The 22,119-nt window shown below is 38.9% G+C and carries 18 protein-coding genes; 7 read left to right on the top strand and 11 right to left on the bottom strand.

Features of this window, described 5'->3' with window-relative positions:
• The first annotated feature begins 34 nt into the window (after positions 1–34).
• The 3 genes from FTD44_RS06655 to FTD44_RS06665 all read left to right on the top strand — a co-directional run bounded on the left by FTD44_RS06655 (position 35) and on the right by FTD44_RS06665 (position 3,136).
• The gene (locus tag FTD44_RS06655; protein WP_222165726.1) at positions 35–916 is read left to right on the top strand and encodes a pirin family protein; all 882 of its coding nucleotides are present in this window, start codon (positions 35–37) and stop codon (positions 914–916) included.
• A gap of 231 nt (positions 917–1,147) precedes the next feature.
• Positions 1,148–1,651 (top strand): hypothetical protein, encoded by a 504-nt coding sequence (locus tag FTD44_RS06660; RefSeq protein ID WP_222165727.1) that lies wholly within the window; start codon positions 1,148–1,150, stop codon positions 1,649–1,651.
• Positions 1,652–1,726: 75 nt separating this feature from the next.
• Positions 1,727–3,136 carry a WG repeat-containing protein gene (locus FTD44_RS06665; protein WP_222165729.1) on the top strand — a complete coding sequence of 470 codons (1,410 nt, stop codon included), beginning with the start codon at positions 1,727–1,729 and terminating at the stop codon, positions 3,134–3,136.
• Positions 3,137–3,213: 77 nt separating this feature from the next.
• Here FTD44_RS06665 and rpsA read toward each other — a convergent pair whose 3' ends face one another.
• A complete protein-coding gene (rpsA, locus tag FTD44_RS06670; RefSeq protein ID WP_237559473.1) occupies positions 3,214–5,007 on the bottom strand; it encodes a 30S ribosomal protein S1 in 1,794 nt (597 codons plus the stop codon).
• 279 nt (positions 5,008–5,286) lie between these two features.
• Between rpsA and FTD44_RS06675 the strand changes: the two genes are divergently transcribed.
• Positions 5,287–6,105, top strand: coding sequence for a tetratricopeptide repeat protein (locus FTD44_RS06675; protein WP_222165730.1), 819 nt, complete (start codon positions 5,287–5,289; stop codon positions 6,103–6,105).
• 22 nt (positions 6,106–6,127) lie between these two features.
• Positions 6,128–6,790 (top strand): hypothetical protein, encoded by a 663-nt coding sequence (locus FTD44_RS06680; protein ID WP_222165731.1) that lies wholly within the window; start codon positions 6,128–6,130, stop codon positions 6,788–6,790.
• Between the two features lie 2 nt (positions 6,791–6,792).
• On the opposite strand, the gene FTD44_RS06685 is transcribed toward FTD44_RS06680, so the two are convergent.
• From FTD44_RS06685 to FTD44_RS06705, 5 genes are all read right to left on the bottom strand, one after another.
• Positions 6,793–7,443: an alpha/beta hydrolase gene (locus tag FTD44_RS06685; RefSeq protein WP_222165732.1), complete on the bottom strand. Its 651-nt coding sequence runs from the start codon at positions 7,441–7,443 to the stop codon at positions 6,793–6,795.
• Between the two features lie 14 nt (positions 7,444–7,457).
• A complete protein-coding gene (locus FTD44_RS06690; RefSeq protein ID WP_222165733.1) occupies positions 7,458–8,990 on the bottom strand; it encodes an ABC transporter ATP-binding protein in 1,533 nt (510 codons plus the stop codon).
• Positions 8,991–9,850: 860 nt separating this feature from the next.
• On the bottom strand, positions 9,851–10,906 hold the full coding sequence (phaC, locus tag FTD44_RS06695; RefSeq protein ID WP_222165734.1) for a class III poly(R)-hydroxyalkanoic acid synthase subunit PhaC: 1,056 nt from the start codon (positions 10,904–10,906) through the stop codon (positions 9,851–9,853).
• Between the two features lie 76 nt (positions 10,907–10,982).
• On the bottom strand, positions 10,983–11,639 hold the full coding sequence (locus FTD44_RS06700; RefSeq protein WP_222165735.1) for a hypothetical protein: 657 nt from the start codon (positions 11,637–11,639) through the stop codon (positions 10,983–10,985).
• Between the two features lie 21 nt (positions 11,640–11,660).
• On the bottom strand, positions 11,661–12,707 hold the full coding sequence (locus FTD44_RS06705; protein WP_222165736.1) for an agmatinase family protein: 1,047 nt from the start codon (positions 12,705–12,707) through the stop codon (positions 11,661–11,663).
• A 296-nt stretch (positions 12,708–13,003) separates the two neighbouring features.
• On the opposite strand from FTD44_RS06705, the gene mnmG reads away from it, so the two are divergent.
• Both mnmG and FTD44_RS06715 read left to right on the top strand, forming a co-directional pair.
• Positions 13,004–14,881 (top strand): tRNA uridine-5-carboxymethylaminomethyl(34) synthesis enzyme MnmG, encoded by a 1,878-nt coding sequence (gene mnmG, locus FTD44_RS06710; protein ID WP_129020306.1) that lies wholly within the window; start codon positions 13,004–13,006, stop codon positions 14,879–14,881.
• 213 nt (positions 14,882–15,094) lie between these two features.
• Positions 15,095–15,931 (top strand): hypothetical protein, encoded by an 837-nt coding sequence (locus tag FTD44_RS06715; RefSeq protein ID WP_222165737.1) that lies wholly within the window; start codon positions 15,095–15,097, stop codon positions 15,929–15,931.
• 54 nt (positions 15,932–15,985) lie between these two features.
• Here the strand turns inward: FTD44_RS06715 and purN are convergent, their stop codons facing one another.
• The 5 genes from purN to FTD44_RS06740 all read right to left on the bottom strand — a co-directional run bounded on the left by purN (position 15,986) and on the right by FTD44_RS06740 (position 21,942).
• On the bottom strand, positions 15,986–16,546 hold the full coding sequence (gene purN / locus FTD44_RS06720; RefSeq protein WP_222165738.1) for a phosphoribosylglycinamide formyltransferase: 561 nt from the start codon (positions 16,544–16,546) through the stop codon (positions 15,986–15,988).
• An 81-nt stretch (positions 16,547–16,627) separates the two neighbouring features.
• Positions 16,628–18,232, bottom strand: a complete 1,605-nt coding sequence (locus FTD44_RS06725) for a peptide MFS transporter (protein WP_222165739.1) — start codon at positions 18,230–18,232, stop codon at positions 16,628–16,630.
• Positions 18,233–18,309: 77 nt separating this feature from the next.
• Positions 18,310–19,683: a peptide MFS transporter gene (locus FTD44_RS06730; RefSeq protein ID WP_222165740.1), complete on the bottom strand. Its 1,374-nt coding sequence runs from the start codon at positions 19,681–19,683 to the stop codon at positions 18,310–18,312.
• Between the two features lie 155 nt (positions 19,684–19,838).
• Complete coding sequence (locus FTD44_RS06735) at positions 19,839–20,552, bottom strand: tetratricopeptide repeat protein (protein WP_222165741.1); 714 nt, start codon at positions 20,550–20,552, stop codon at positions 19,839–19,841.
• A 187-nt stretch (positions 20,553–20,739) separates the two neighbouring features.
• On the bottom strand, positions 20,740–21,942 hold the full coding sequence (locus FTD44_RS06740) for a glycosyltransferase family 4 protein (RefSeq protein ID WP_222165742.1): 1,203 nt from the start codon (positions 21,940–21,942) through the stop codon (positions 20,740–20,742).
• Positions 21,943–22,119: the final 177 nt, after the last annotated feature.

Consider the following 22,119-nt stretch of genomic DNA (forward strand, 5'->3'; position numbering starts at 1 on the left):
ATCGGATATTTAGAACCATAAAATTCAAATCAATATGTCAAACGTAGGATTAATTATAGAAGAGCGTGCGGCCAATATAGGCAATTTCATGGTGGGTCGTTTATTACCCTTTTCACAAAAACGTTCGGTTGGTCCCTTTGTATTTATCGATCATATGGGTCCGGCAAAAATGAAGGATTATGAAAATCTTGATGTACCTCCGCACCCGCACATAGGGCTTTCAACACTTACCTATTTGTTTGAAGGATCTATTATGCACCGCGACAGTATGGGTGTGGCCATGGAGATTCAACCGGGTGCAGTAAACTGGATGACGGCCGGAAAAGGCGTTACCCACTCTGAGCGCACACCAGAATACCTGCGTCATTCTGAAAAGAGCATGCACGGACTGCAGATCTGGGTAGCACTACCTAAGGAACTGGAAGATTGCGAACCTTCTTTCAGCCATGTAGAGGCTGCGGATATTCCGCATTGGGAAGAAGAAGGTGTGTCCTATAAACTGATTGCCGGTACATTATTTGATCGTAAATCTGCCGTGCCGGTGCACAGTCCTTTATACTTTTTAGAAATTAAAAACAAAGAAGCTGCATCGATCAATATTGGTGAACATTTGTTTGGCGAAAGTGCATTATATATTCTGGAAGGCAGCATACATAGTGATGGTGAAAATTATGAACCAAAGCATATACTGATCGCCAATGATGCTACACTTTGCAGCTTCGATATGGCACCAAATACTACAGTGTATATCTTCGGTGGTAATGCCTTTCCTGAAGAGCGTTATATACACTGGAACTTTGTGAGTTCTGATAAGGAGAAAATAGAAGCGGCCAAGCAGGCCTGGAAAGCACAGACTTTTCCTAAAGTGCCGGGCGAGACAGAATTTGTCCCTTTGCCGGTGTATAAAGCGAAATAATGAATTGTAGTTTATAAAAAGTTCCGGCGGGTATTTCCCGCCGGAACTTTTTATTGGATTAATATTTCTTTACTGCAATATAAAATTTGAAATATTAACATTATTTTGCGGAAAATTCTAAATATCACTCTATAGTGTACTAAAAACACTATTAGTGTTGATTATCACAGGATTTTTTTGCGATAAAAGGGGAAATGCAATTTTAAATACTTTACTAATAAACAAAAAACAATGTTCAAAAAAATTCTGTCCGTAGCAGTAATGGCTACAGCCCTGTTTTTTTCTTCCTGTGAGAAATCGAATATTAATGGTGAACCTAACAGCAGTTCCTCCGGAGCCTGGTGGGCCGGTACAGCGCCTATGTCCCTGGAAGTGAATGGGGCTTTAAAAGTACCTGGCACAGATTTTGTAAAATATGCCCACACACCGGGATTTCATAATATTATATTCTTTGTGGATTATACAAAGAATGTGCTTTTTTCTATTCCTGAATATGCTATTCCGGGTATGGTATATACCTTCCCTGATAAAGTATCCATCGAATATAAAGAGCTTGGTAATGTAAATAACCTCGTCTTAAGCACCTATAAAGCAAGTAACGGTGGTGTTAAGATAACCATTAATAACACCGATGTAATTGAAGGATACTTCTATACAGATTTAAAATGGGTTAATGGTAACGATTATGGCACTATAGAAATCCGTAAAGGTTATTTCAAAGTGAACAAAAAATAATCACTACCACATATTATTTAAACCCCTCTTCACGAGGGGTTTTCTTTTTGTATATTTACTATTGATCTGAATGTCATGAAAAGAATATACCTGTTCATTTTAGGTTTATGTACTCCTGCAATACTATCTGCCCAGGCCAGCATACGGTTTAAGGTTCCGGGACAGGATCTCTGGGGCCTGAAAGACCGCAGTGGTAAAACAGTCGTTCCTGCAACCTATTCGAGTATCGGCAAATTTAAAAATGGCCGGTATATTATATACAAAACATCATTCGAAACCGGGATGATGAATGAGTATGGACAGATACTGCTCCCTCCCACATACAGCAGTATCTATGATCTCGACAGTATTGTACAGGTACGTAAAGATGGTAAATCCGGTATACTAAACAGGGATCTGAAAGAAGTATTGCCGCTGCAGTATCAGCACCTGCAGCACTTTGACAGTTTTTATATTGCAAAATATGCGGGCAAATTCGGCGTATTGAATCCAGATTTTAGTATAGCAATACCCTTTGAACATGGCATAGTATACCATAATTCGATATACAGCCGGCAGTTTTTATTGTATGATAATGGTAAATACGCACTGGCCGATATCCGCAATAAAATACTGGTACCACAGGAATACGAATTTATTTCCGGACCTCAGTATGGACTGTACGTAGGTATGAAAGATGGGAAGATTACGCTGTTTGACGATAAAGGAAAGAAACTATGGAACTCAGATTATAAGGACTGTATTATTCTGGATGCAGATCATATTGCCGTCAAAAATGCAGAGGATATATACGGAGTAGTAAACCGAACCGGTAAAATAGTTATCCCCTTTCAATACCATATAATAAGCGCAATCAATGAGGATATGTACATCGTACAAAATACCCGTAATTTATGGGGTGTAGTAAATGCAACAAATAAAGTGGTTATTCCCTTTGATTATGCCGAATCATTTGCATTTAAAAAGAAGATAGCCCCGGTGAAAAACAGTAAGCAGCTTTATGGATATATTAATAAACTGGGTAAACCGGTAACTGATTTTATATATGACAAAGCAAATCTATTTTCGGGTGATTATGCACTGGTCACCAAAAATAATCTGTCCGGATTAGTTGATGTGCAAGGGAAAGAAGTATTGCCGTTAAAATATGATATTGTTTCAGTAGTAATTGACAATCATGTTTATGTAATCAAGAATAAAGAGCATTTTATACTTGATTTATCAAAACCCGATGCAGTAGTAAAGAAATATGATTACATCGATATTGGAGATTACCTGCAGCATTTACTAGATGAAAAAGCAGATTATCCTATACTGGCCCGGAATAAAGATGGCCAATACGGTTATATAGATGCGAAGGGCAATGAGCTTACCCCATTTATGTATTATAATGCCGGCAGTTTTATTGATGATCATGCCAGTGTAATGTATAAGGGAGCATTGGTGCTTATAGACAAGCATGGAAACATATTGCCCGAAAGATAGTTCTGTTCAGTATATGATAAACATAAAAAAGCCCTCACGCAAGTGAGGGCTTTTTAGTATTTCGATTTCCGTCGGAATTATTTTCCTTCTTCTTCGTCTTTCAGTTTAGCTTTGATATCCGCTAAAGCACCCAGGTTACCTAAAGTTGGTTTTTCAACTTTATCCTGTACTTTTTTCACTGAATCTTTGGTTTCTTTTGCGTGAGCTTCTTTTTCGTCAGCTTTAGCTTGTTCCCAAACACGTGCGTGAGATGCCATGATACGTTTATCGTTGCGATCGAATTCGATGATTACGAAATCTAATGTATCATCTACATTGATATCACCACCGTCTTCTCTGCGTAAGTGACGGGTTGGAACGAATGCTTCCAGACCGTGCTCTAACTGGATGTTAGCGCCTTTGTCATCTTTACGGATTACTTTACCCTGATGAGTAGAACCTACTGGGAAAATACCTTCGAAGTTGATCCATGGATCGTCTTCGATTTGTTTGTGACCCAGAGACAATTTACGGTTATCTTTATCGATAGACAGGATAACTACTTCGATTTCTTCACCAACTTTAGTGAATTCACTTGGGTGGTTGAAACGTTTAGTCCAGCTCAGATCACTGATGTGGATCATACCGCCGATACCAGTTTCCAGTTCTACGAATACACCGTAAGGAGTAATGTTTTTAACGATACCTTTATGTCTGCTTTCAACCGGGAAACGATCATCGATGTTTTCCCAAGGATCTTCAGTCAATTGTTTGATAGATAAAGACATTTTACGCTCTTCTCTGTCCAGAGTAACCACTTTTGCTTCGTATTCGTCACCCATAGTGAAGAATTCTTTCGCATTGATTGGTTGAGAGCTCCAGGTAATTTCTGAAACGTGTACCAGACCTTCTACGCCAGGTAATACTTCCAGGAAAGAACCGTAGTCTTCGATATTTACTACTTTACCTTTGATTACAGAACCTTCTACGATTTCCGCAGGCAGGCTATCCCAAGGGTGAGCAGATAATTGTTTCAGACCCAGGCTGATACGTTTTTTCTCATCATCGAAATCAAGCACAACAACGTTCAGTTTCTGACCGTTTTCCAGTACTTCGCTCGGATGAGAGATACGACCCCAGCTGATATCTGTAATATATAACAGACCATCTACACCGCCTAAATCTACGAAAGCACCAAAGTCAGTTACGTTTTTGATGGTACCTTCCAGTACTTGACCTTTCTCCAGTTTAGACATGATCTCACCGCGTTGTTGTTCCAGATCGCTCTCGATCAGCGCTTTGTGAGATACTACTGCATTACGGATCTGCTCGTTGATTTTCACAACTTTGAAGTCCATAGTCTTACCTACGTACTGATCGTAATCAGTTACTGGTTTCACATCAATTTGAGAACCAGGTAAGAATGTTTCCAGGCCATTAACGTCTACGATCAGACCACCTTTAGTTTTAGATGTGATCGTACCGGTAACCACTTCGCCAGATTTGAAGTAGTCAACCACGTTCTGCCAGCTACGTACCTGACGTGCCATACGGCGGCTCAGATTCAGATTACCGTTACGGTCTTCTTTCTCTACAACCAGAACTTCCACTGCATCACCGATTTTTACACCCGGCATGTCACGGAATTCGTTTAAGGATACTAAGCCATCAGACTTGTCACCAATGTTAATGATAACATCAGTTTTAGTCAGACCTTCAACTGTACCAGTGATCAACTCACCGTCAGTGATAGCTTTAAATGATCCATCATACTCTTTTTCAAGAGCTTCACGCTTCTCCTGTGAATAGTTAGAAACGTTGCGTTTGTCAATGCTCCAATCGAAATCGTCGTGAGCATTGTTTTGATTGTTAATAATTTGGTTTTCTTCCAAGTTTAATGTCCTCCTTTTATAAGAAATTTTTGGTCGACAAAGATAGCACTTTTTTTTAATGTGGAAAACTTTTTATTTTTTCTTATTTCTAAGCAACTGATTTACAATTAAAAATTATTACAAACCTCCATTTTAAGCGCTGTAAATCTTTGTATTACGTACTATGTTATGCTACAGTCTATTATGTAAATAAAAAGTTAGCGTTGCTCCAGATTACAAATTGATGTCATTTAAGAATTACATTTGGATTAACCCTTTTCCACCATAAATAATAAAGAAATGTTGAAAATCATAACATTGATTTCATGTACAGCACTGTTTACCTGTGCAGAACTATCAGCTCAGGTGCAGCAAGCTACACCTGCCCAGGAAGCCATTATAGAAAAGTACTTGAGCAAAGGTGCATACCTGCATCACTATACAAGCCACGAATGGACAGATTATATTAATGCTGCTTTAGGTGAAGATTCTACAATTGCCCTTTTATGGCATCATAAAGCACTCCCATTGTGGAAAACAATGCGGTATGAAATGGCATTGTCCAGTTTTGACAAGGCGGTACAATATAGCAGGAAGGAGTATCTGGCCCGGAGAGGATTTTTAAAGTGCATTTTCCAGAAAAATTATAGTGGAGCACTTACCGACCTTGAAGCAGCAAAAAAAGAATTTGGTCTGGGTTATGAAAATGATCACTCTTATGACTTCTACATGGCCATCTGTCATTTACAATTAGGAAGGTACGCAGAAGCCAAACGGGTTTTGCTGGCCGAAATAGAAAGAACCGATGGCAGACCTTCCGGGTATACTCCGCATTATCTTGAACTCTTCTTTATGGGCATCATCCATTATGAATTAAGAGACTATAATAAAGCCATAGATTACTTTGAGCAGTCGATCGGGAAATATCCACAATTTTCTGATGCCAAATATTATAAAGCAGTATGTTACTTAAAAAACGGAAATCAGGAAAAATATAACAGCCTCTTACGCGAAGCAAAAGCCGATTATGATAATGGAATGACTATTAGTGAGGATAGCCGCTTCTACGAAAAATATCCATACCAGGTAAACTGGGCTATGGTTCAGTTACCGGAGTAAAAATTGTTTATATTACACTACTATGAAAGAAAATATAAAATACCTCACCAGGCTTACCGCTATGGTTACCGGTACCTGGCTTAAACTAAATCTCTTTTTCGGATCCATATCTGTCATCAGTGTTTTCCTCGGCCTGTTTTTTTTGCTTAAAGATATAGATTCAGGACACTCTGGTCATGCGGGTGCAGCACCGGCACTTATTTTAATGTTCATCCAAAAACCGGTTGGTTCTATACTTTGGTTACTTATACTAGTATGTGTATACCTCGTTTTTCTTTTTTCTGGAAAGTACGTCATTTCAAAACTTATAAACCGTATTGTGCATGATAAATCGGAAACTATTATTATTCCGATATTAGATAAAATCATTTCTGGAACGAAGGCCTTGCAGCCCGGAGCAGTAAGAAAAGGTATAGATGCTGCTGTAGTGAGGATACAGCTCTCCAAACAGCTTAAAAGTGAAGGCGGACATAAATGGATTAATCGCATTATCCATTTTGCACTGAAACGTATTTCCCTGGATGATGTAGATTTTGCAGATCCGGAATTAAAACTGGACATGGTCATCAAAAATAAAATACTGCAGTTTCTGAAAGACAGTAGTGATCCGGATAAAACACCATTATGGTGTATTCTTGGCTTCCAATGTCTGGCATTACTGTTTATATATTTCTTTCCGTATTAGCTTCAGCCGATAATTTTTTTCAATAGCGTCGTTATCAGCTTTGGTTGTTGAAAAACCATACTGTGCCCGGCATCCTGAATGATATAATCCGGCGATTCTATATTACGTAGGGGTATAATCTTATCATTCGTACCGTGTATGTGGATAACCGTACCCCTGGTTTCTGTATTATCCCATTCCAGTATCGCATCCATAGCCCAGCGGGCAAATTTTGGATCAGTATCGCGCAGTACATCACGCAAAATCACTTTTTCTCTCTTGTTATACACACCAAAGAGGTTATAAAACACTTTATTGGGGCGGAGCAGTAAAAAATCGGGCAGGTAACGGTGCAATTTTAATTTTCCAAAGAAGCCAAAATAACCGGGCAATTCAGAAGCCCCTTTTGCAGAAGAAATGAGGATAATTTTTTCTGTAGAGATCAGCTTACCGATTTCCACAGCGATCATACCGCCCATAGATAATCCTATAAGTACAGGATCGGGAGTAGTAATCTGTTTTATAAGCCTTGCAGCATATGCAGCCAGACTTTCTTTATGAATCGGGGGTATCCACTGAATATAATGTACTGAATAAGCATCAAGGTCCAGATAGCGAAATACCCGCTCGTCGGAACCCAGGCCGCTGATGAGGTATATATGCTTCTTTTCCATATACTATATATAATTTAAAGTCGCGGAGCGGCCGCCAGTAATTTTTTGGTATAATCCATCTGCGGATTGGTCATAACCTGATCTGCCAGTCCCTGTTCTATGATTTTACCTTTTTCCATAACCATTATACGGTCACTGATTGCTTTTACTACATGCAGATCATGGGTTATAAACAGGTAGGTCAATTGATGGTGTTGCTGCAGTTCGCTGAGTAAGGACAATATCTGGGTCTGAATGTTGATATCCAGTGCAGCGACCGATTCGTCACAGATGACCAATTGCGGTTGTAATGCAAGTGCGCGGGCTATACATATACGCTGGCGCTGGCCTCCGGAAAATTCATGGGGATACTTATCAAAAGCAGTGGCTGGCAGCTGTACCTGGTCCAGTAATTCGAGTACACTATGTTTCACAGACTTATCCACAGGTATATGGTGAACTTTTATAGGTTCTGCAATCGCGGCACCTACTGTAAGCCTCGGATTAAGGCTCGCATAAGGATCCTGGAAGATAATCTGTATATCTTTTCTCAGTTTTGACCATTCCTGCTGCGAAATATGGGTAATATCTTTGCCTTTAAAGAAAATATGCCCGTCTGTAGCTTCCTGTAGTCCTAATATACACTTGCTTAAGGTGCTTTTTCCACAACCCGATTCACCAACCAGCCCTAAAGTCTCTCCTTTGTTCAATATAAAACTAACATCATCAACTGCTTTGAATACGGATGTTGTTTTCCCAAGCCAGTTTTTTTCAGTCGGGTAATAGACTTTCAGATTAGTTACTTCAAGTATCGTTTCTGCAAGTGGTTTATCCACAATTTCCCTGCTGAATTCAGGCGTTTGCATCTGCTGTACTACTTTTCCTTTTTCAAGGATCAGGAAATCATCTGCTATAAGCTTAGCCAGCGCCAGATCGTGCGTAATAAACAGCATAGCCATACCGAACTCCTGCTGCAGCTGTTTCATCAGCTCTATAATCTCTTTCTGCACCGTTACATCCAGTGCGGTCGTAGGTTCATCAGCAATTAGGACCTCTGGATGATTACACATCGCCATTGCAATCATAACCCTTTGCTTCTGGCCTCCTGATAACTGATGTGGATAACGTCCGTATAAAACTGCCGGTTCCGGTAGTTTTACCTTGTGCAACCAGTTAATCGCCTGCTGTTTAGCTTCTGTTGTGGATATGTCCTGGTGTGCCAGTATACACTCCCTTAATTGGCTGCCTACAGTCTGTATAGGGTTGAGCGCACTCATTGGCTCCTGAAACACCATGCTGATCTTATTACCCCTTACTTTCTGCCATTCCTTTTCGCTGAGCTTATTCAGGATCACTTCATCTGCATCATCCAGCATGATGTAGCCGGTCTGTTGGGTGTTCTTCGGTAAAAGGCCCATAATGGCCAGTGAGGTGAGTGACTTACCGGAACCAGATGCACCGATGAGTGCCAATGTCTGACCTTTGTCGATGTGGAAAGATATGCCCTGTAAAGCATGGAAGGGCTGCGGGCCTTCGAACATGATATGGAGATTCTTTACGGTGAGCATTCTTTCTGGATTATTCTGGCTTTTACGGTTAGACTGTTGATTTCGTTTGTTGTGAGGACAAAAGTAGCCGTTTATTCCGAAAAACAATGAGCGGCCAATTTTACTATTCCCCTTTACTGTAGTAGTTGATAATATATTTTTTTTAAAAAAATTACTAACTATTATTATGACTGTGGAAAAGGGGATAACTATACTTCTTCTTTGTACGATTATTAGAATACCTATCTTGTTTGTGGATTATTAACATGATCGGAACAGGCTGTAAGTATTGATTTTACTGTATTCCTTTGTACTTCTTCCACATTGTGGATAAGCCCTGTGTATAACAACTATTCTTTTTGTGAATTGGGATAACCCTGTATTTTTCCCTGGGATCTGTGTACTATTCTACTATTAAATTAATGTTATTTATAATTTAAAGAAAAGTTAAGGAACTTGTTTAAAGTTATTAGCTACCCTTCCCACGGGTTTATCCACTGCTTTGTGTATAAGTATAGAAGAACTAGAGGGGTAATCCACATACATATATCTTTTGAGAGATAATATGTTGTAGTTTTTGGATTTTATACATATTATTATTTAAGGTATTTTGGCTTGAAATCCTTTATAGTATTGTATTTCATCTATATAACTCATCTATTTGTCTATAATTATTATTCTCATTATTATGAATTAATATTTACTTACTTTACTTTGAACACTATTTAACCTGGAGTATAGTGCTAAGGAAAAAGTGGTTAGTTGTTTTACATGCCTGGCAGACCAGTTATCAACATTTAATCTCTGTTGATAACTGCTAATAATAACAAAGCCGTACTTATTATAGTACGGCTTTATTGATAGTATTAAATAGATATTCTTTATTTGGTTCTTTCCATGATCCATTTGGTTACGGTTGGGGCCAGTTCTTTTTGTGATTTACCACCAACAAATACACCTATATGTCCACCAGGGAAGGCATATTCGGTTTTGTCTTTTGAACCGATCTTATCCATTACAGCTAGTGTACTTTTATTTGGAATGATGGTATCGCCGGTAGCATATACATTCAGGTATGGAACTGTCATTTTCTTCAGATCTACCAGTTCTCCTCCAAGATAGAATTCATCATTGATCAGCTTATTGCCCTTAAACAGATCTTTAATGTATTTACGGTACATCTCCCCTGCTATTGCAGGAAGGTCAGATTTCCACTTTTCCATTCTCAGGAAGTTAGATACTTTATCTTCATCATCGATGTTATCCATAATACCTAAGTACTTAGATATATTCATAGATGGTTTTAACATCGAAAATGCACTGTCTATCATCTCTCCGGGAATAGTGCCTACAGTATCCACCATAGTATCCACATCCAGGTATTCTGCCCATTTGTACAGCATGTTTTCACGTGCACCGAAGTCAAATGGAGCTACATATGTAGTTAAGGTTTTAAGCTTTTGCGGATAGCGTGATGCATAGATCATTGAATAGGTACCAGCCTGGCATATAGCCATCTTATGGATTTTAGGTACTTTATGCTTCTTACGGATGAAGTCTATGGCATCATTCATATAGCCATCGATATAGTCTTCCATAGTCAGGTATTTATCTGCCTGAGTAGGATAACCCCAGTCCATGATATAAACATCCAGTCCCAGATCTACAAACTTCTTCATTAAGCTTTTATCTGGCTGGAGGTCCAGTACATCATGCCGGTTCAGCATGGCGAATGATACAAGTACAGGAATTTTGCAGGTAGCTGGTGTATCTCTTAAATAGTGATAGATCTTAACTTTATCTTTCTGAAATACCAATTCTTTAGGTGTAGTAGCTACAGCTACATCGTCCATTTTCTGCAGGGTTTCATAACCCTTGAATAATTTTTCTGTTGTTGAGGAAAGTTCATCAAAAACCTGGGTCGGATTAAAAGTCATAGAACAGCTTTTATAGGGTAATCAAATAGTTTTATTATAAATAAATGTATGATTATATTTTTAATAAAGCAAACTATTACCAGTCGTTCTTGATTATCTTTTTATTGCTTTTAATCTGTTCCAGTGCAAAGGTTTCTATATCAGTAACTTCTAAATTCTGATCAGCCGACAGGTCTAATTGAAATAGTTTATTGCCATTTACCTCTATAGTTAATATACGGTGACGTACAATTAATCTCAGAACTTTATCCCAGCTGATGAATGAAGTACGATAATTAGGGATAGCTATCCCCTCTTCATTAATAGTAATGATACTTGGTTTCTCAGCAGCATTTTCATAATAGAAGGCATATATAATACCTAATATACCAATACCTGAAAATGCTGCCGGTACATACCATGCTTTGTTGATGCAGAACACACATACCGGAAGCAGCATAGCCACTTCTATAACCCTTAAGATTGTACTGTTTTTCTTTTCTACAATTCTTTTATTCATACCTATGATCAATGCCAGTAAGACTATACCAGCAGCTATGTAAATGCCTGAAACGGATTTATATAACATAGCATCTGCATCAGGAGCAGCAGCTTTGGTTTGTCCTAATAATGCAATGATCACGAATGAAACTGCTCCCATAATAATCAGTAAGAATGCGGCCATCAGGTGAGAGAAGGTTACATTCTTTTTATTGATTCCTTTTGTTTGCAGATAGAGCTGGTATGTTGTCATATATAATAGTATAGTGTTTGATTAAGATTGAGACATCAGGATGTTGCACATTTTGTACAGTACTCTGGCACCAACCAGTGGATCTATACAATCGTGACTATGTTCTCCGGAGCTGACTTCATTCAGATCAAAACCAATGATTTCTTTTTTACTTTCTTTCAGTTTTTTAAACAGGTAGAATATCTGTTCTACTTCGAATCCGCCCGGAACCGGAGTACCTGTATTCGGACAAAGTTTAGGATCTAAACCATCTATGTCAAAACTGATATATACTTTTTCAGGAAGGCTGGCAATAATATCATCAACGATTACTTTCCAGGTTGCTCCTTCATACATTCTTTCTTTAATATCCTTATCAAAGAATGTAGTTACTTTAGGATTGTTATTAATGATCTCCAGTTCTTCATCACAGTAATCTCTGATACCAACCTGCACCAGCTTACTGATTTCCGGTACTTCCTGTAATACATTATACATGATAGAAGCGTGAGAGTATGTAAAGCCTTCGTATGCGATACGGAGATCGGCATGTGCATCGATCTGCAGTATACCAAAGTCTTTATGTTCTGTAGCCAATCCCTGGATATAGCCTAATGGAGTACTGTGGTCTCCACCCAGCATAACAACCTTTTTACCTTTCTGCATATAAGATACGGTAAGGTCTTTAATCCATTGTTTAAACATCAGGCCACCTTCATTTACTTCTGTCAGTTTTTGACATAACTGATTGTTGCAGTCGATTGGTGCACCTTCAGATAAGGCACCAATGATCAGTTCAGAACAAGAGCGTAAGTAATCACTTTTCTTTTTAATGTTCTTATCTATCGGCAACATATAATACCCTTTCTTCCAGGTATCAACCCCATCCGGATCGTAGAGATCTATCTGCAAAGAAGCTTCCATAATCTGCTCAGGACCTCTGGATGTACCAGCTCTGTAGCTTACAGTTACCTCCCATGGAGCAGGGATAATGATCAATGAAGAATTGTCTTCTGTAGTAGGCAATCCGAAGATGTTGTTGTCTTTTAATCCCACTGAGTTTGGATCAAAATTATCAAATACTGACATTGTTTATTTTTTTAAAACAGAACCGCAAAAGTACGTATTTTATTGTTAAGCTAATATAAAATAGCTTATATGTTTCACGTGAAACTTTGTACTGTATTACCTTTCTCTATGAACATTATACTATAGTTTAAACTGATATTGTTCCACGTGAAACATTGACTTGTGGGAGGTTAATTTTGTTTCACGTGGAACAGTGTTTTGCTACATTATACCCTACCTATTATATATGTATATAGATATATTCATTAGGTATATAGCTATACTATAAATATCTTTGCATAAATTAATTTCAAACAATGTTTCCAGAATATGATGTGATAGTAGTAGGTGCAGGACATGCCGGTTGTGAGGCTGCTGCTGCCGCTGCTAATATGGGTAGTAAAACCTTACTTGTTACCATGAATATGCAGACGATTGCACAGATGAGTTGTAATCCTGCTATGGGTGGTATTGGTAAAGGACAGATCGTAAGAGAGATAGATGCTTTAGGAGGTTATAGTGGTATTGTATCAGATAAGTCAATGATACAGTTTAGAATGTTGAATAAATCAAAAGGACCTGCTATGTGGAGCCCTCGCTGTCAGAGCGATCGACATGTATTTGCAGCTACCTGGAGAGAGATGCTGGAACAAACCCCTAACCTTGATTTCTGGCAAGATATGGTTAAAGGACTCATTGTTTCACGTGGAACAGTACAAGGTATTGTGACCGGAATGGGCCAGGAAATAAGAGGTAAGGCAGTAGTATTGACCAATGGTACCTTCCTTAATGGTATCATTCATGTGGGCGAAAAACAGTTTGGAGGAGGCCGTATGGGCGAAGGTGGTGCTACTGGTATTACCGAACAATTGGTTGGTTTAGGCTTTGAAGCAAGCCGTCTGAAGACTGGTACCCCACCCCGAATAGACGGTAGAAGTCTTGATTATAGTAAAATGATGGTGCAGGAAGGTGATGAAGAAGTAGTCGGATTCTCCTATAAAAATGTAGAAAGCATCATTAAAGCCGATCCTTCTAAGCAACGTAATTGCTGGATCACTTATACGAGCCAGGAAGTACATGATATTCTTAAAACCGGATTTGATAAATCTCCTATGTTCCAAGGTAGAATTCAGGGTACAGGTCCGCGTTATTGTCCGAGTATTGAAGATAAAATTAACCGCTTTGCAGATAAGGATAGCCACCAGTTATTCGTAGAACCAGAGGGATGGAATACCGTTGAGATCTATGTAAATGGCTTCAGCACATCCCTGCCTGAAGAGGTTCAATACAATGCCATTACTAAAGTGCCTGGCTTTGAAAACTGTAAATTCTTCCGTCCGGGTTATGCCATCGAGTATGATTACTTTCCACCAACACAGTTAAAGTTTACACTGGAGACTAAACTGGTGCGTAATTTGTTCTTTGCAGGACAGATCAATGGTACTACCGGTTATGAAGAAGCGGCTTGCCAGGGTCTGATTGCCGGTATCAATGCCAGCAGAAATGCACACGAACTGGAGCCATTCAGCCTGCAAAGAAATGAAGCATATATAGGGGTACTGATCGATGACCTGATCAATAAAGGTACCGATGAACCTTATCGTATGTTTACTTCAAGAGCGGAATTCAGAACTTTGCTGAGACAGGACAATGCAGATGTGCGCCTGACACAAAAAGGTTTTGACCTGGGATTGGCAAAACAGGACAGATTAGATGCGGTTAATGTCAAAAATGATCACGTAGCGCAAATCAGGCAAATATTGGCTGAAATGCCTATTGAGCCATCAGAAATCAATACTTTCCTGGAAGAAAATGGTCAAACAGCCCTAAAAGAGCGTCAAAAAGTGGCAAAACTGGCCTTAAGGCCCGACATTTCGATAGAATTGCTCGCTGCGCACCTACCCCAGCTCCAGGAAAATCTGAAGCCGTTTACAAAACAGGAAATTGAGCAGGCGGAGATCCTTTTGAAGTATGGTATCTACATGGAAAAAGAAAAAGAAATGGCCGAGAAAATGAGGTACATGGAAGAGCTCATTATTCCGGATCAATTCAATTATGAAAAAGTGCAGGCTATCTCTACCGAAGCCAGACAAAAACTTACCAGAATTCGCCCGCATACTTTAGGACAGGCAAGTCGTATCTCCGGAGTAAACCCGAGCGACATCCAGATCCTGATGGTGCATATGGGAAGATAGTATTTTATAAAAATGTAAAAAGAGTTGGGTATCTAATTACTCAACTCTTTTTTTTGAAATATATTTACACCTAAAATTATAACCCCTGAATCCATGTACAAATATTTACTGTATCTATTTGCCTCACTCTCCTCTTCATTCATTTTATCTGCTCAAGAGCAGTATACCGATTTTTCTGTAAATAGTAAATTTGGTCTGGTTAATACCACAAACATGGAAGAGTATATTGCGCCTTCTTATACAAAGGACATACTTTTTTCTGATGATTATCTGGGTTTTGAAAAAGGTACTGACCTTGATTTTTATAGTAAAACCACAGGAAAATTATTTCCGTTTTCTACTGCGGAACAGCATTACCATTTATATGTTAAGACAACGGAATATCTGCATATTGCTACAAAAGAGCATAAAAGTGCCCTTTTAGACCAACAGTTTAAAATAGCCCATACCTTTCCTTATTTGTATAGTTCTATAAATAGTTTTTTATTCACGCCATTTATTATTGCAAAGTCGAAAGATGGATATGATGTTTATAATACAAATCAATCTTTTAAACTATTGCATAAACAAATAAAAGCATCCGATTATTCCATTATTAAGATACTGGATAAGGAAAAAAGGCTCGATTATTATGCTGTTTTCTATGGCAAGGAAACCGTGGATTTGTATACTGAAGAGTTTAAATTGCTGAAAAGTATCCGTGCGCATGCCGGTACAGAAATGGAAGCAATTGCCATCCTGAAACCATATTATAAGGTAAATAATGAAATTGAAAATTTTGATCCTCCCAGAGCAGCGGATATTACTGATTGGTATATAGTAAGGCAGGAAAAGGGGTATAAGATTTATGAAACACAGCTGTTTTCAAGCTTATATCTGAAAGTTAATGACCGGTTTGATGTACAGAATACCTGGTCAGATGAGGTTAAAATATTTGACAAAAGTGCAAAAGAAACCTATGTATTTAAATTGAATGGAACAGATAAAAAAGCCCTGATTCCGATGAAATACCAGCAATTAATGGGCCTGGAAATAATAGACAGAAACTAGACTTTATAGATAATAAAAATGGTTTTCAGTATATCACTGAAAACCATTTTTGCTTTATTTCAATAAAAACTCAATCGCTCTGGGAAAATAGAAATGCTCCAGTTTATGGATATTCTGTGCCAGCATTTCCGGAGTATCATGTTCTGCTATGGTGCAATGCGCCTGTACAATTACATTACCTTCATCATAGTGTTCATTTACATAGTGAATCGTAATACCGCTCTCCTTCTCTTTCTGTTCTATTACTGTATTATGTACATTCATGCCATACATACCTTTACCACCATATTTAGGCAGTAAAGCCGGGTGAATATTGATGATTTTACCTGGGTATTTTTCAACCAAAGCAGATGGTATTTTCCATAAAAATCCTGCAAGTATCAGTAAATCAGGATTATATGTATTTATTTTATTTATAAATTCTTCAGAAGAAAAACGCTCTTTATTGATCATTTCTACCGGGATATGATGCTTTTCCGCAATATTCAGTACACCCGCACCGGCTTTATTACAAACAATAGCCACAGGTTTAGCGATGTTTTTGCCTTCAAAATAGTCAAGTATAGCCTGTACATTAGAACCGGCACCGGAAGCAAATAAAATGATATTTTTCATGCTGCAAAGGTATTTTATTTAGCAACAAAAAAAGATAGTTCTGCATACAGAACTATCTTTTACTTCATTAAAATATATAGTTTATTTTACTTCCTGCATTAGCTTTTTAACTACAGGCGAGATTATAATCAATACTACACCGGCTATAAGTGCATAGATAGCCAGTTGCTTATAACCATCTGTATAGGCAATCAGTTTTTCTACCGGACTTGCATGCTCATTGGCCTGTGCCATACCAGCACCCAGGATACCAGCTACATATTGACCATAAGCACTGGCAAGGAACCACATACCCATCATTACACCCTGCAGGCGTGCAGGAGATAATTTAGTCATAATAGACAGACCTATCGGAGACAAACATAATTCACCAAAAGTAATTACCAGGTAAGCAAGTGTAAAGATATCAAGACTAGCCATACCCGGTACTAGCTGGAAGAATCGTGTTGCATAGAATACATAGAATGCCAGGGCCAGGAATATAAATCCTAAACCGAATTTCACAACGGTATTAGGCTCTATTTTCTTCTTTGCAAGGCCTAACCATATCAGGCCTACAATAGGTGCAAATATGATCACAAACAGGGAATTAGCGGCATTGTTTACCCCATTAGGGTCCAGTTTAATTGCACCTAATAATTTATCATCCAGGTTATTGGCAGCAAACAAACTAAGAGATCCGCCACTTTGTTCGAAAAATGCCCAGAAAATAATAGAGAAAATAATAAATACTAGCGCTGCACCTAATTTTTTCGCTTCTGCAGCGGTATGACGGGTCATTTCATAAATCAGATATATAAGAGTAGCCGGACCAATGATATACATAAACCAGTCAGTATATTCCGTTTTAGCTACCATTTTCATAACCACAGGAATCATTGCCAAAGCACCAATGTACACAGCATATTCGTACCATGCTTTGCCGTTTTTAACGGATTCTGTACGTGCTTTCATCGGTGCTGCATTCGGATCATTTCCAATTGTGCCGAAATCGAAATCCTGTTTCATTGTATTATTAACAGGAGGATTGGTAATCGGCGACAGTCCTATTGGTCCTAAGTGTTTTCTGGTATTCAGAAAGGTAATCAGGCTTATTGCCATTACTACAGCTGCCAGACCGAATGCCACATTCCAGTGCAGATGATCTGGTATCATGCTACCTAATAATTGACCCTTACCAATCGCTACGCAGGCATAACCGCCCAGCAGAGCACCAATATTGATACCGGAATAGAACAGGGAAAAACCTGCATCCCGGCGATTATCGCCCTGTTTGTAGAGGTTACCCACCATAGTAGAGATATTTGGTTTAAAGAAACCGGTACCGATTACTGTAAAGGATATACCCAGAAAGAAAAATTTATGCGGATCGGCTGCGAGAATAAGGCTACCTATAATCATAAGTATACCACCCCAGAATAATGATTTTCTGAATCCTAATATTTTATCGGCAAATAAACCGCCGATGAAGGTAAATGCGTAAACAAATGCCTGAGTAGCGCCATATTGCAAATTGGCCTGTGTTTCTGGCATAGACAACTGGTGTACCATAAAGAAGGTAAGCATGCCGCGCATCCCGTAAAAGCAAAAGCGCTCCCACATTTCGGAAAAGAATAGATGCCATAGTTGTTTAGGATATTTGCCTTTAAAGCTCTGAATTTCTTCTAAAGTAAGATTCTGACTCATTGAATGGATTTAGTATTCATGAAAATAAAAAGTCTCTAACAGGAGTTAGAGACTTTAAAAGTATGTAATTTTTCTTATTATTTGACGCCGTGCATCATTCTCACCAGAACTTTATTTAAGGCGATCATAGCCAGTCCGCAGATGATTACGAAGATAGAGATATACAGGAATATCTTACCTGCACCCAATGTTTCTACAGAAGAAGCCAGGAATCCACCAACGATGTTTGCTACGAAAGAGGATAATAACCATACACCCATCAGCAGTGAAGCCAGCTTAGGAGGTGATAATTTGGTTACTACAGAAAGCCCTACAGGAGACAAACACAGCTCACCGATAGTATGTACCAGGTAAGTTAAGATAAGCCACCAGATGCTTGCTTTAATCGCTTCATTAGGGATATCGCCACCTCTTTCCTGTACTGCACCCAGCATGAACCAGAAACCGATACCCAGAATAACCATACCTAAACCCATTTTGAGAGGAGTAGATAATTTCTGACCGATTCTGCTTTCCCAGAATACTGCGAATACAGGTGCCAGTAATACAATGAATACAGGGTTTACACTCTGGAACCATGAAGTAGGGATTTCAAATCCGAATACATTACGGTTAATAAACTTATCTGTATATAAAGTAAGGGAAGAACCTGCCTGCTCGAAACCGGCGAAGAAGAAGATTGCAAAGAAGAAGAAAACAAAAATAACAGTGATTCTTTGCTTTTCCTCCTTGGTCATCGGAGCATTGCTTTTTACGCCTTCAATTTCTGTATTTGCTTTTTTAGTAGTCGGTTTCAGACCCAGGTTGCCTAGGTATTTCGCCGCCAGCATATTGAAAATGATCTGGCCTAATAACATACCTACACCCGAAGCCAGGAAGCCGTATTTATAACCATAGGAGATAACCGTTCCGGCAGCATCTTTGGTAGCAAAGATATTATCAGTCAGTAAACCGATTACCAGAGGAGCCAGGAAGGCACCCAGGTTGATACCCATATAGAAGATAGAGAATGCAGAATCTCTTCTTTTGTCTCCATCCTGGTATAAACCACCCACTAATGTGGATATGTTCGGTTTAAAGAACCCGTTACCTATGATAAGAAGGAATAGACCAAGGTACATACCAGTATGGTTGCTCATGGCAAAAAGGACAAACTGCCCCAGCATCATAATAGTACCGCCAATAGTGATGGCTTTACGCTGACCCAGGTAAGTATCTGCCAGCCAGCCTCCGATCAGAGGGGTGAAGTATACAAAACCGGTAAAGAAGCCATAAATAAGACTGGCGTCTTTAGGGTCGATTGCCAAACCACCCTGGAAAAGGGATTTGGTTAAATAGAGCATTAAAATGCCGCGCATTCCATAATACGAAAAGCGTTCCCACATTTCTGTGAAGAACAGCAGATACAATCCTTTAGGATGCCCTTTTTTTGCTTGAATTGCTTGATCCATCTTTGAATTAGATAATTGTTAAATTTTTAATTTTGGCTGACTAAGGTATGCAAATTTCTTTACATAGAGTTAAAATATTGGCCGAAGTTTAACCATGTCAAATAAAAATCCCCCAGGTTCTAACCCTGGGGGATGTGCTATAATAATAAATAATATTAGTCGATAGAAATTTCGCCTAAACGGGCCAGGTACTTGTCTACGTCGCGTGCCTGTAATGTGTTCGGGAATTTCTCCTTAATCTCTTTGTAGAATTTCTTAGCATCTTCTAATTTACCTGCTTTCTCGCTGGCCAGACCTGCGCGGAAAGTATATAAAGCTGAAGTATACTGATCGTTTTCGTCAGAAGCTGCTTTTTTGTAGCTTTCGATACCTTTATCTGTTTTACCGGCATCCATATAAGCATCACCTAATGCTCCCTGAGCCAGGTTAGCTACTACTGTACCTTCACCATTAAACTCGCTCAGATACTTAATTGCGTTATTAACATCACCGGTTTTCAGATAGCTGATACCTGCATAATATTTAGCCAGGTTAGCTGCTTTAGTACCGCTGTGTTTCTTAATTACTGATAATGCACTTGCATGCTGACCATCTCCTTTCAGTACTGTATTTACAGAGTCCACTTCGAACCACTTTTGTACATAAGAAAGGTCTTTCATTGCTTTCTCTTCTCCCGGAGCCTGTACCAGATATTTATAACCAAAGTAACCGCCTACCAGCACCAGTACAGCAACTACTGCACCAATAATCACTTTTTTATTTTTATCAAAAGAGTTCTGCATCACAAAAGCTACATCTGTTGCTTTCATCTTGCTATCGTTCTCTCCAAACACTTCTACGCCAGGTTTATTTCTAGATGATTGAGCCATTATTGAATTGTATATAATTTTAAGTGGGGCAAATTTATATTAAATTTATATAATTGTCAAATGTATGCCCGTACTTGTTTAAAGTTTTCTGGAGAATGGGAGGATATTTAGATAATTAATGTGATTATCAAACAGTTATAAGCTTGTCTAATCCCCTGGTTTCCTTACCTGCTGCCAGTGCTTATGGTTAATCTGTAAAATTAAATAAGTCTCTGTAGGCCTTGTTGAATTTCGTTTCGCTGAAATGGGTTACTGCATATTCGTAATTATTACGGGATATCTGCTGCAATAATTCCCGGTCGGCCGATAATCTTTTTAGTTTTTCCAGTCCAGATGTTACAATAGCCTCTTCTTCTGTTTCATGGATCAACAGACCTGCCACCCCATCAATAATATTTCCCCGTATGCCATCTACCGCAGTAGATACAATAGCGACACCACAACTCATTGCTTCCATAATGCTTAATGGGAAACCTTCAAAAGCCGAAGTCATAATAAGCACATCCATCTGTTTGTGCAGATCATACATCGACTTCTCATCAGTAATGAGCCCGTGCCAGTGTATATGCGGTCGTATGTCTGCAGGAATCTCAGATTCAAAATTGCCGGCAAAATGAAATTCAATCGGTAACTGAGCGGCTAATGCCTTTCTTGCGATTTCCAAAATCAGGTATAACCTTTTGGGCCATCCGCTACGGCCGGCATAGTATACTTTTAAAGTATCGCCGGGAGAATGGACCGTGTATTGCTCCGGTACGGGTACGGTATTTTGGATCTGCGTGATGCGACTGTCGTACAAAGAAGGGATGCCCAGCTGACGATAAAAGCTTATATGCTGATCAATGATAAGTTGTGTAATCATTGCCCGCTTATCCATAACAGGAATGTAGGGGAAGGTGATCCAGCCAAAACGCTTTTCGGCATTATGGATCAGTTCAGTCTTCAATATGCTTTTACGAATATGTGGGAATAATTTATAAGCAAAATTGCACTGACCATTAAAGACTGTAGGTGCATGATCCTGCTGGTTGATGTACTGTGCACATATGCCCCGGTAAAGGAAATTGAATCCGTAAAGCCATTTATTATCTGTATACCTACTGATGTCTTTTATGGTAACATGCGGCAGGGTGAAAAAGCGTTTCATTTCCACCTCGTCTGACTTACGGGTAAAAAACACGATTACTTTTTTATCTGGTATAGCCCGCAGAACAGAAGCATGTACTTTTTCGGCACCCCCCAGTCCGTAAATAGGAAAGAAACAAAATAAATCATACTCTTTTTCCGGGAGTGGATTCAGCCGCGCAACCAGTTTGCCGGCCTGCACGAACGGAAACATAATTACCTGTTCGATGTATCTTTTTAATTGAATCCAGGGATAAAGTGGCATGGCACGCGTTTTTGTAAAATGTTAGGATAGCAAATATAAAAAAAGACTGTAACAATATGTTTTTCTGAGCAGATATCCCCTCGGATGCTACCAACGGGCTGATTACATAATTTATTATCTTTTGGTTAATCCAATGCTTATTCCCGATTATATAATTACATGTTCGACAAAATGATT

This window comes from Edaphocola aurantiacus, assembly GCF_019797745.1.
GTDB lineage: Bacteria > Bacteroidota > Bacteroidia > Chitinophagales > Chitinophagaceae > Edaphocola > Edaphocola aurantiacus.

Excerpts from the sequence above, each read along its gene's own strand:
- mnmG (WP_129020306.1), top strand. The coding sequence starts at position 13,004 with ATGTTTCCAGAATATGATGTGATAGTAGTAGGTGCAGGACATGCCGGT.
- FTD44_RS06700 (WP_222165735.1), bottom strand. The coding sequence starts at position 11,639 with ATGACAACATACCAGCTCTATCTGCAAACAAAAGGAATCAATAAAAAG.
- FTD44_RS06730 (WP_222165740.1), bottom strand. The coding sequence starts at position 19,683 with ATGGATCAAGCAATTCAAGCAAAAAAAGGGCATCCTAAAGGATTGTAT.
- purN (WP_222165738.1), bottom strand. The coding sequence starts at position 16,546 with ATGAAAAATATCATTTTATTTGCTTCCGGTGCCGGTTCTAATGTACAG.
- FTD44_RS06675 (WP_222165730.1), top strand. The coding sequence starts at position 5,287 with ATGTTGAAAATCATAACATTGATTTCATGTACAGCACTGTTTACCTGT.
- FTD44_RS06740 (WP_222165742.1), bottom strand. The coding sequence starts at position 21,942 with ATGCCACTTTATCCCTGGATTCAATTAAAAAGATACATCGAACAGGTA.
- FTD44_RS06660 (WP_222165727.1), top strand. The coding sequence starts at position 1,148 with ATGTTCAAAAAAATTCTGTCCGTAGCAGTAATGGCTACAGCCCTGTTT.
- FTD44_RS06665 (WP_222165729.1), top strand. The coding sequence starts at position 1,727 with ATGAAAAGAATATACCTGTTCATTTTAGGTTTATGTACTCCTGCAATA.
- FTD44_RS06680 (WP_222165731.1), top strand. The coding sequence starts at position 6,128 with ATGAAAGAAAATATAAAATACCTCACCAGGCTTACCGCTATGGTTACC.
- FTD44_RS06715 (WP_222165737.1), top strand. The coding sequence starts at position 15,095 with ATGGAAGAGTATATTGCGCCTTCTTATACAAAGGACATACTTTTTTCT.
- phaC (WP_222165734.1), bottom strand. The coding sequence starts at position 10,906 with ATGACTTTTAATCCGACCCAGGTTTTTGATGAACTTTCCTCAACAACA.
- FTD44_RS06725 (WP_222165739.1), bottom strand. The coding sequence starts at position 18,232 with ATGAGTCAGAATCTTACTTTAGAAGAAATTCAGAGCTTTAAAGGCAAA.
- FTD44_RS06735 (WP_222165741.1), bottom strand. The coding sequence starts at position 20,552 with ATGGCTCAATCATCTAGAAATAAACCTGGCGTAGAAGTGTTTGGAGAG.
- FTD44_RS06685 (WP_222165732.1), bottom strand. The coding sequence starts at position 7,443 with ATGGAAAAGAAGCATATATACCTCATCAGCGGCCTGGGTTCCGACGAG.
- FTD44_RS06690 (WP_222165733.1), bottom strand. The coding sequence starts at position 8,990 with ATGCTCACCGTAAAGAATCTCCATATCATGTTCGAAGGCCCGCAGCCC.
- FTD44_RS06655 (WP_222165726.1), top strand. The coding sequence starts at position 35 with ATGTCAAACGTAGGATTAATTATAGAAGAGCGTGCGGCCAATATAGGC.
- FTD44_RS06705 (WP_222165736.1), bottom strand. The coding sequence starts at position 12,707 with ATGTCAGTATTTGATAATTTTGATCCAAACTCAGTGGGATTAAAAGAC.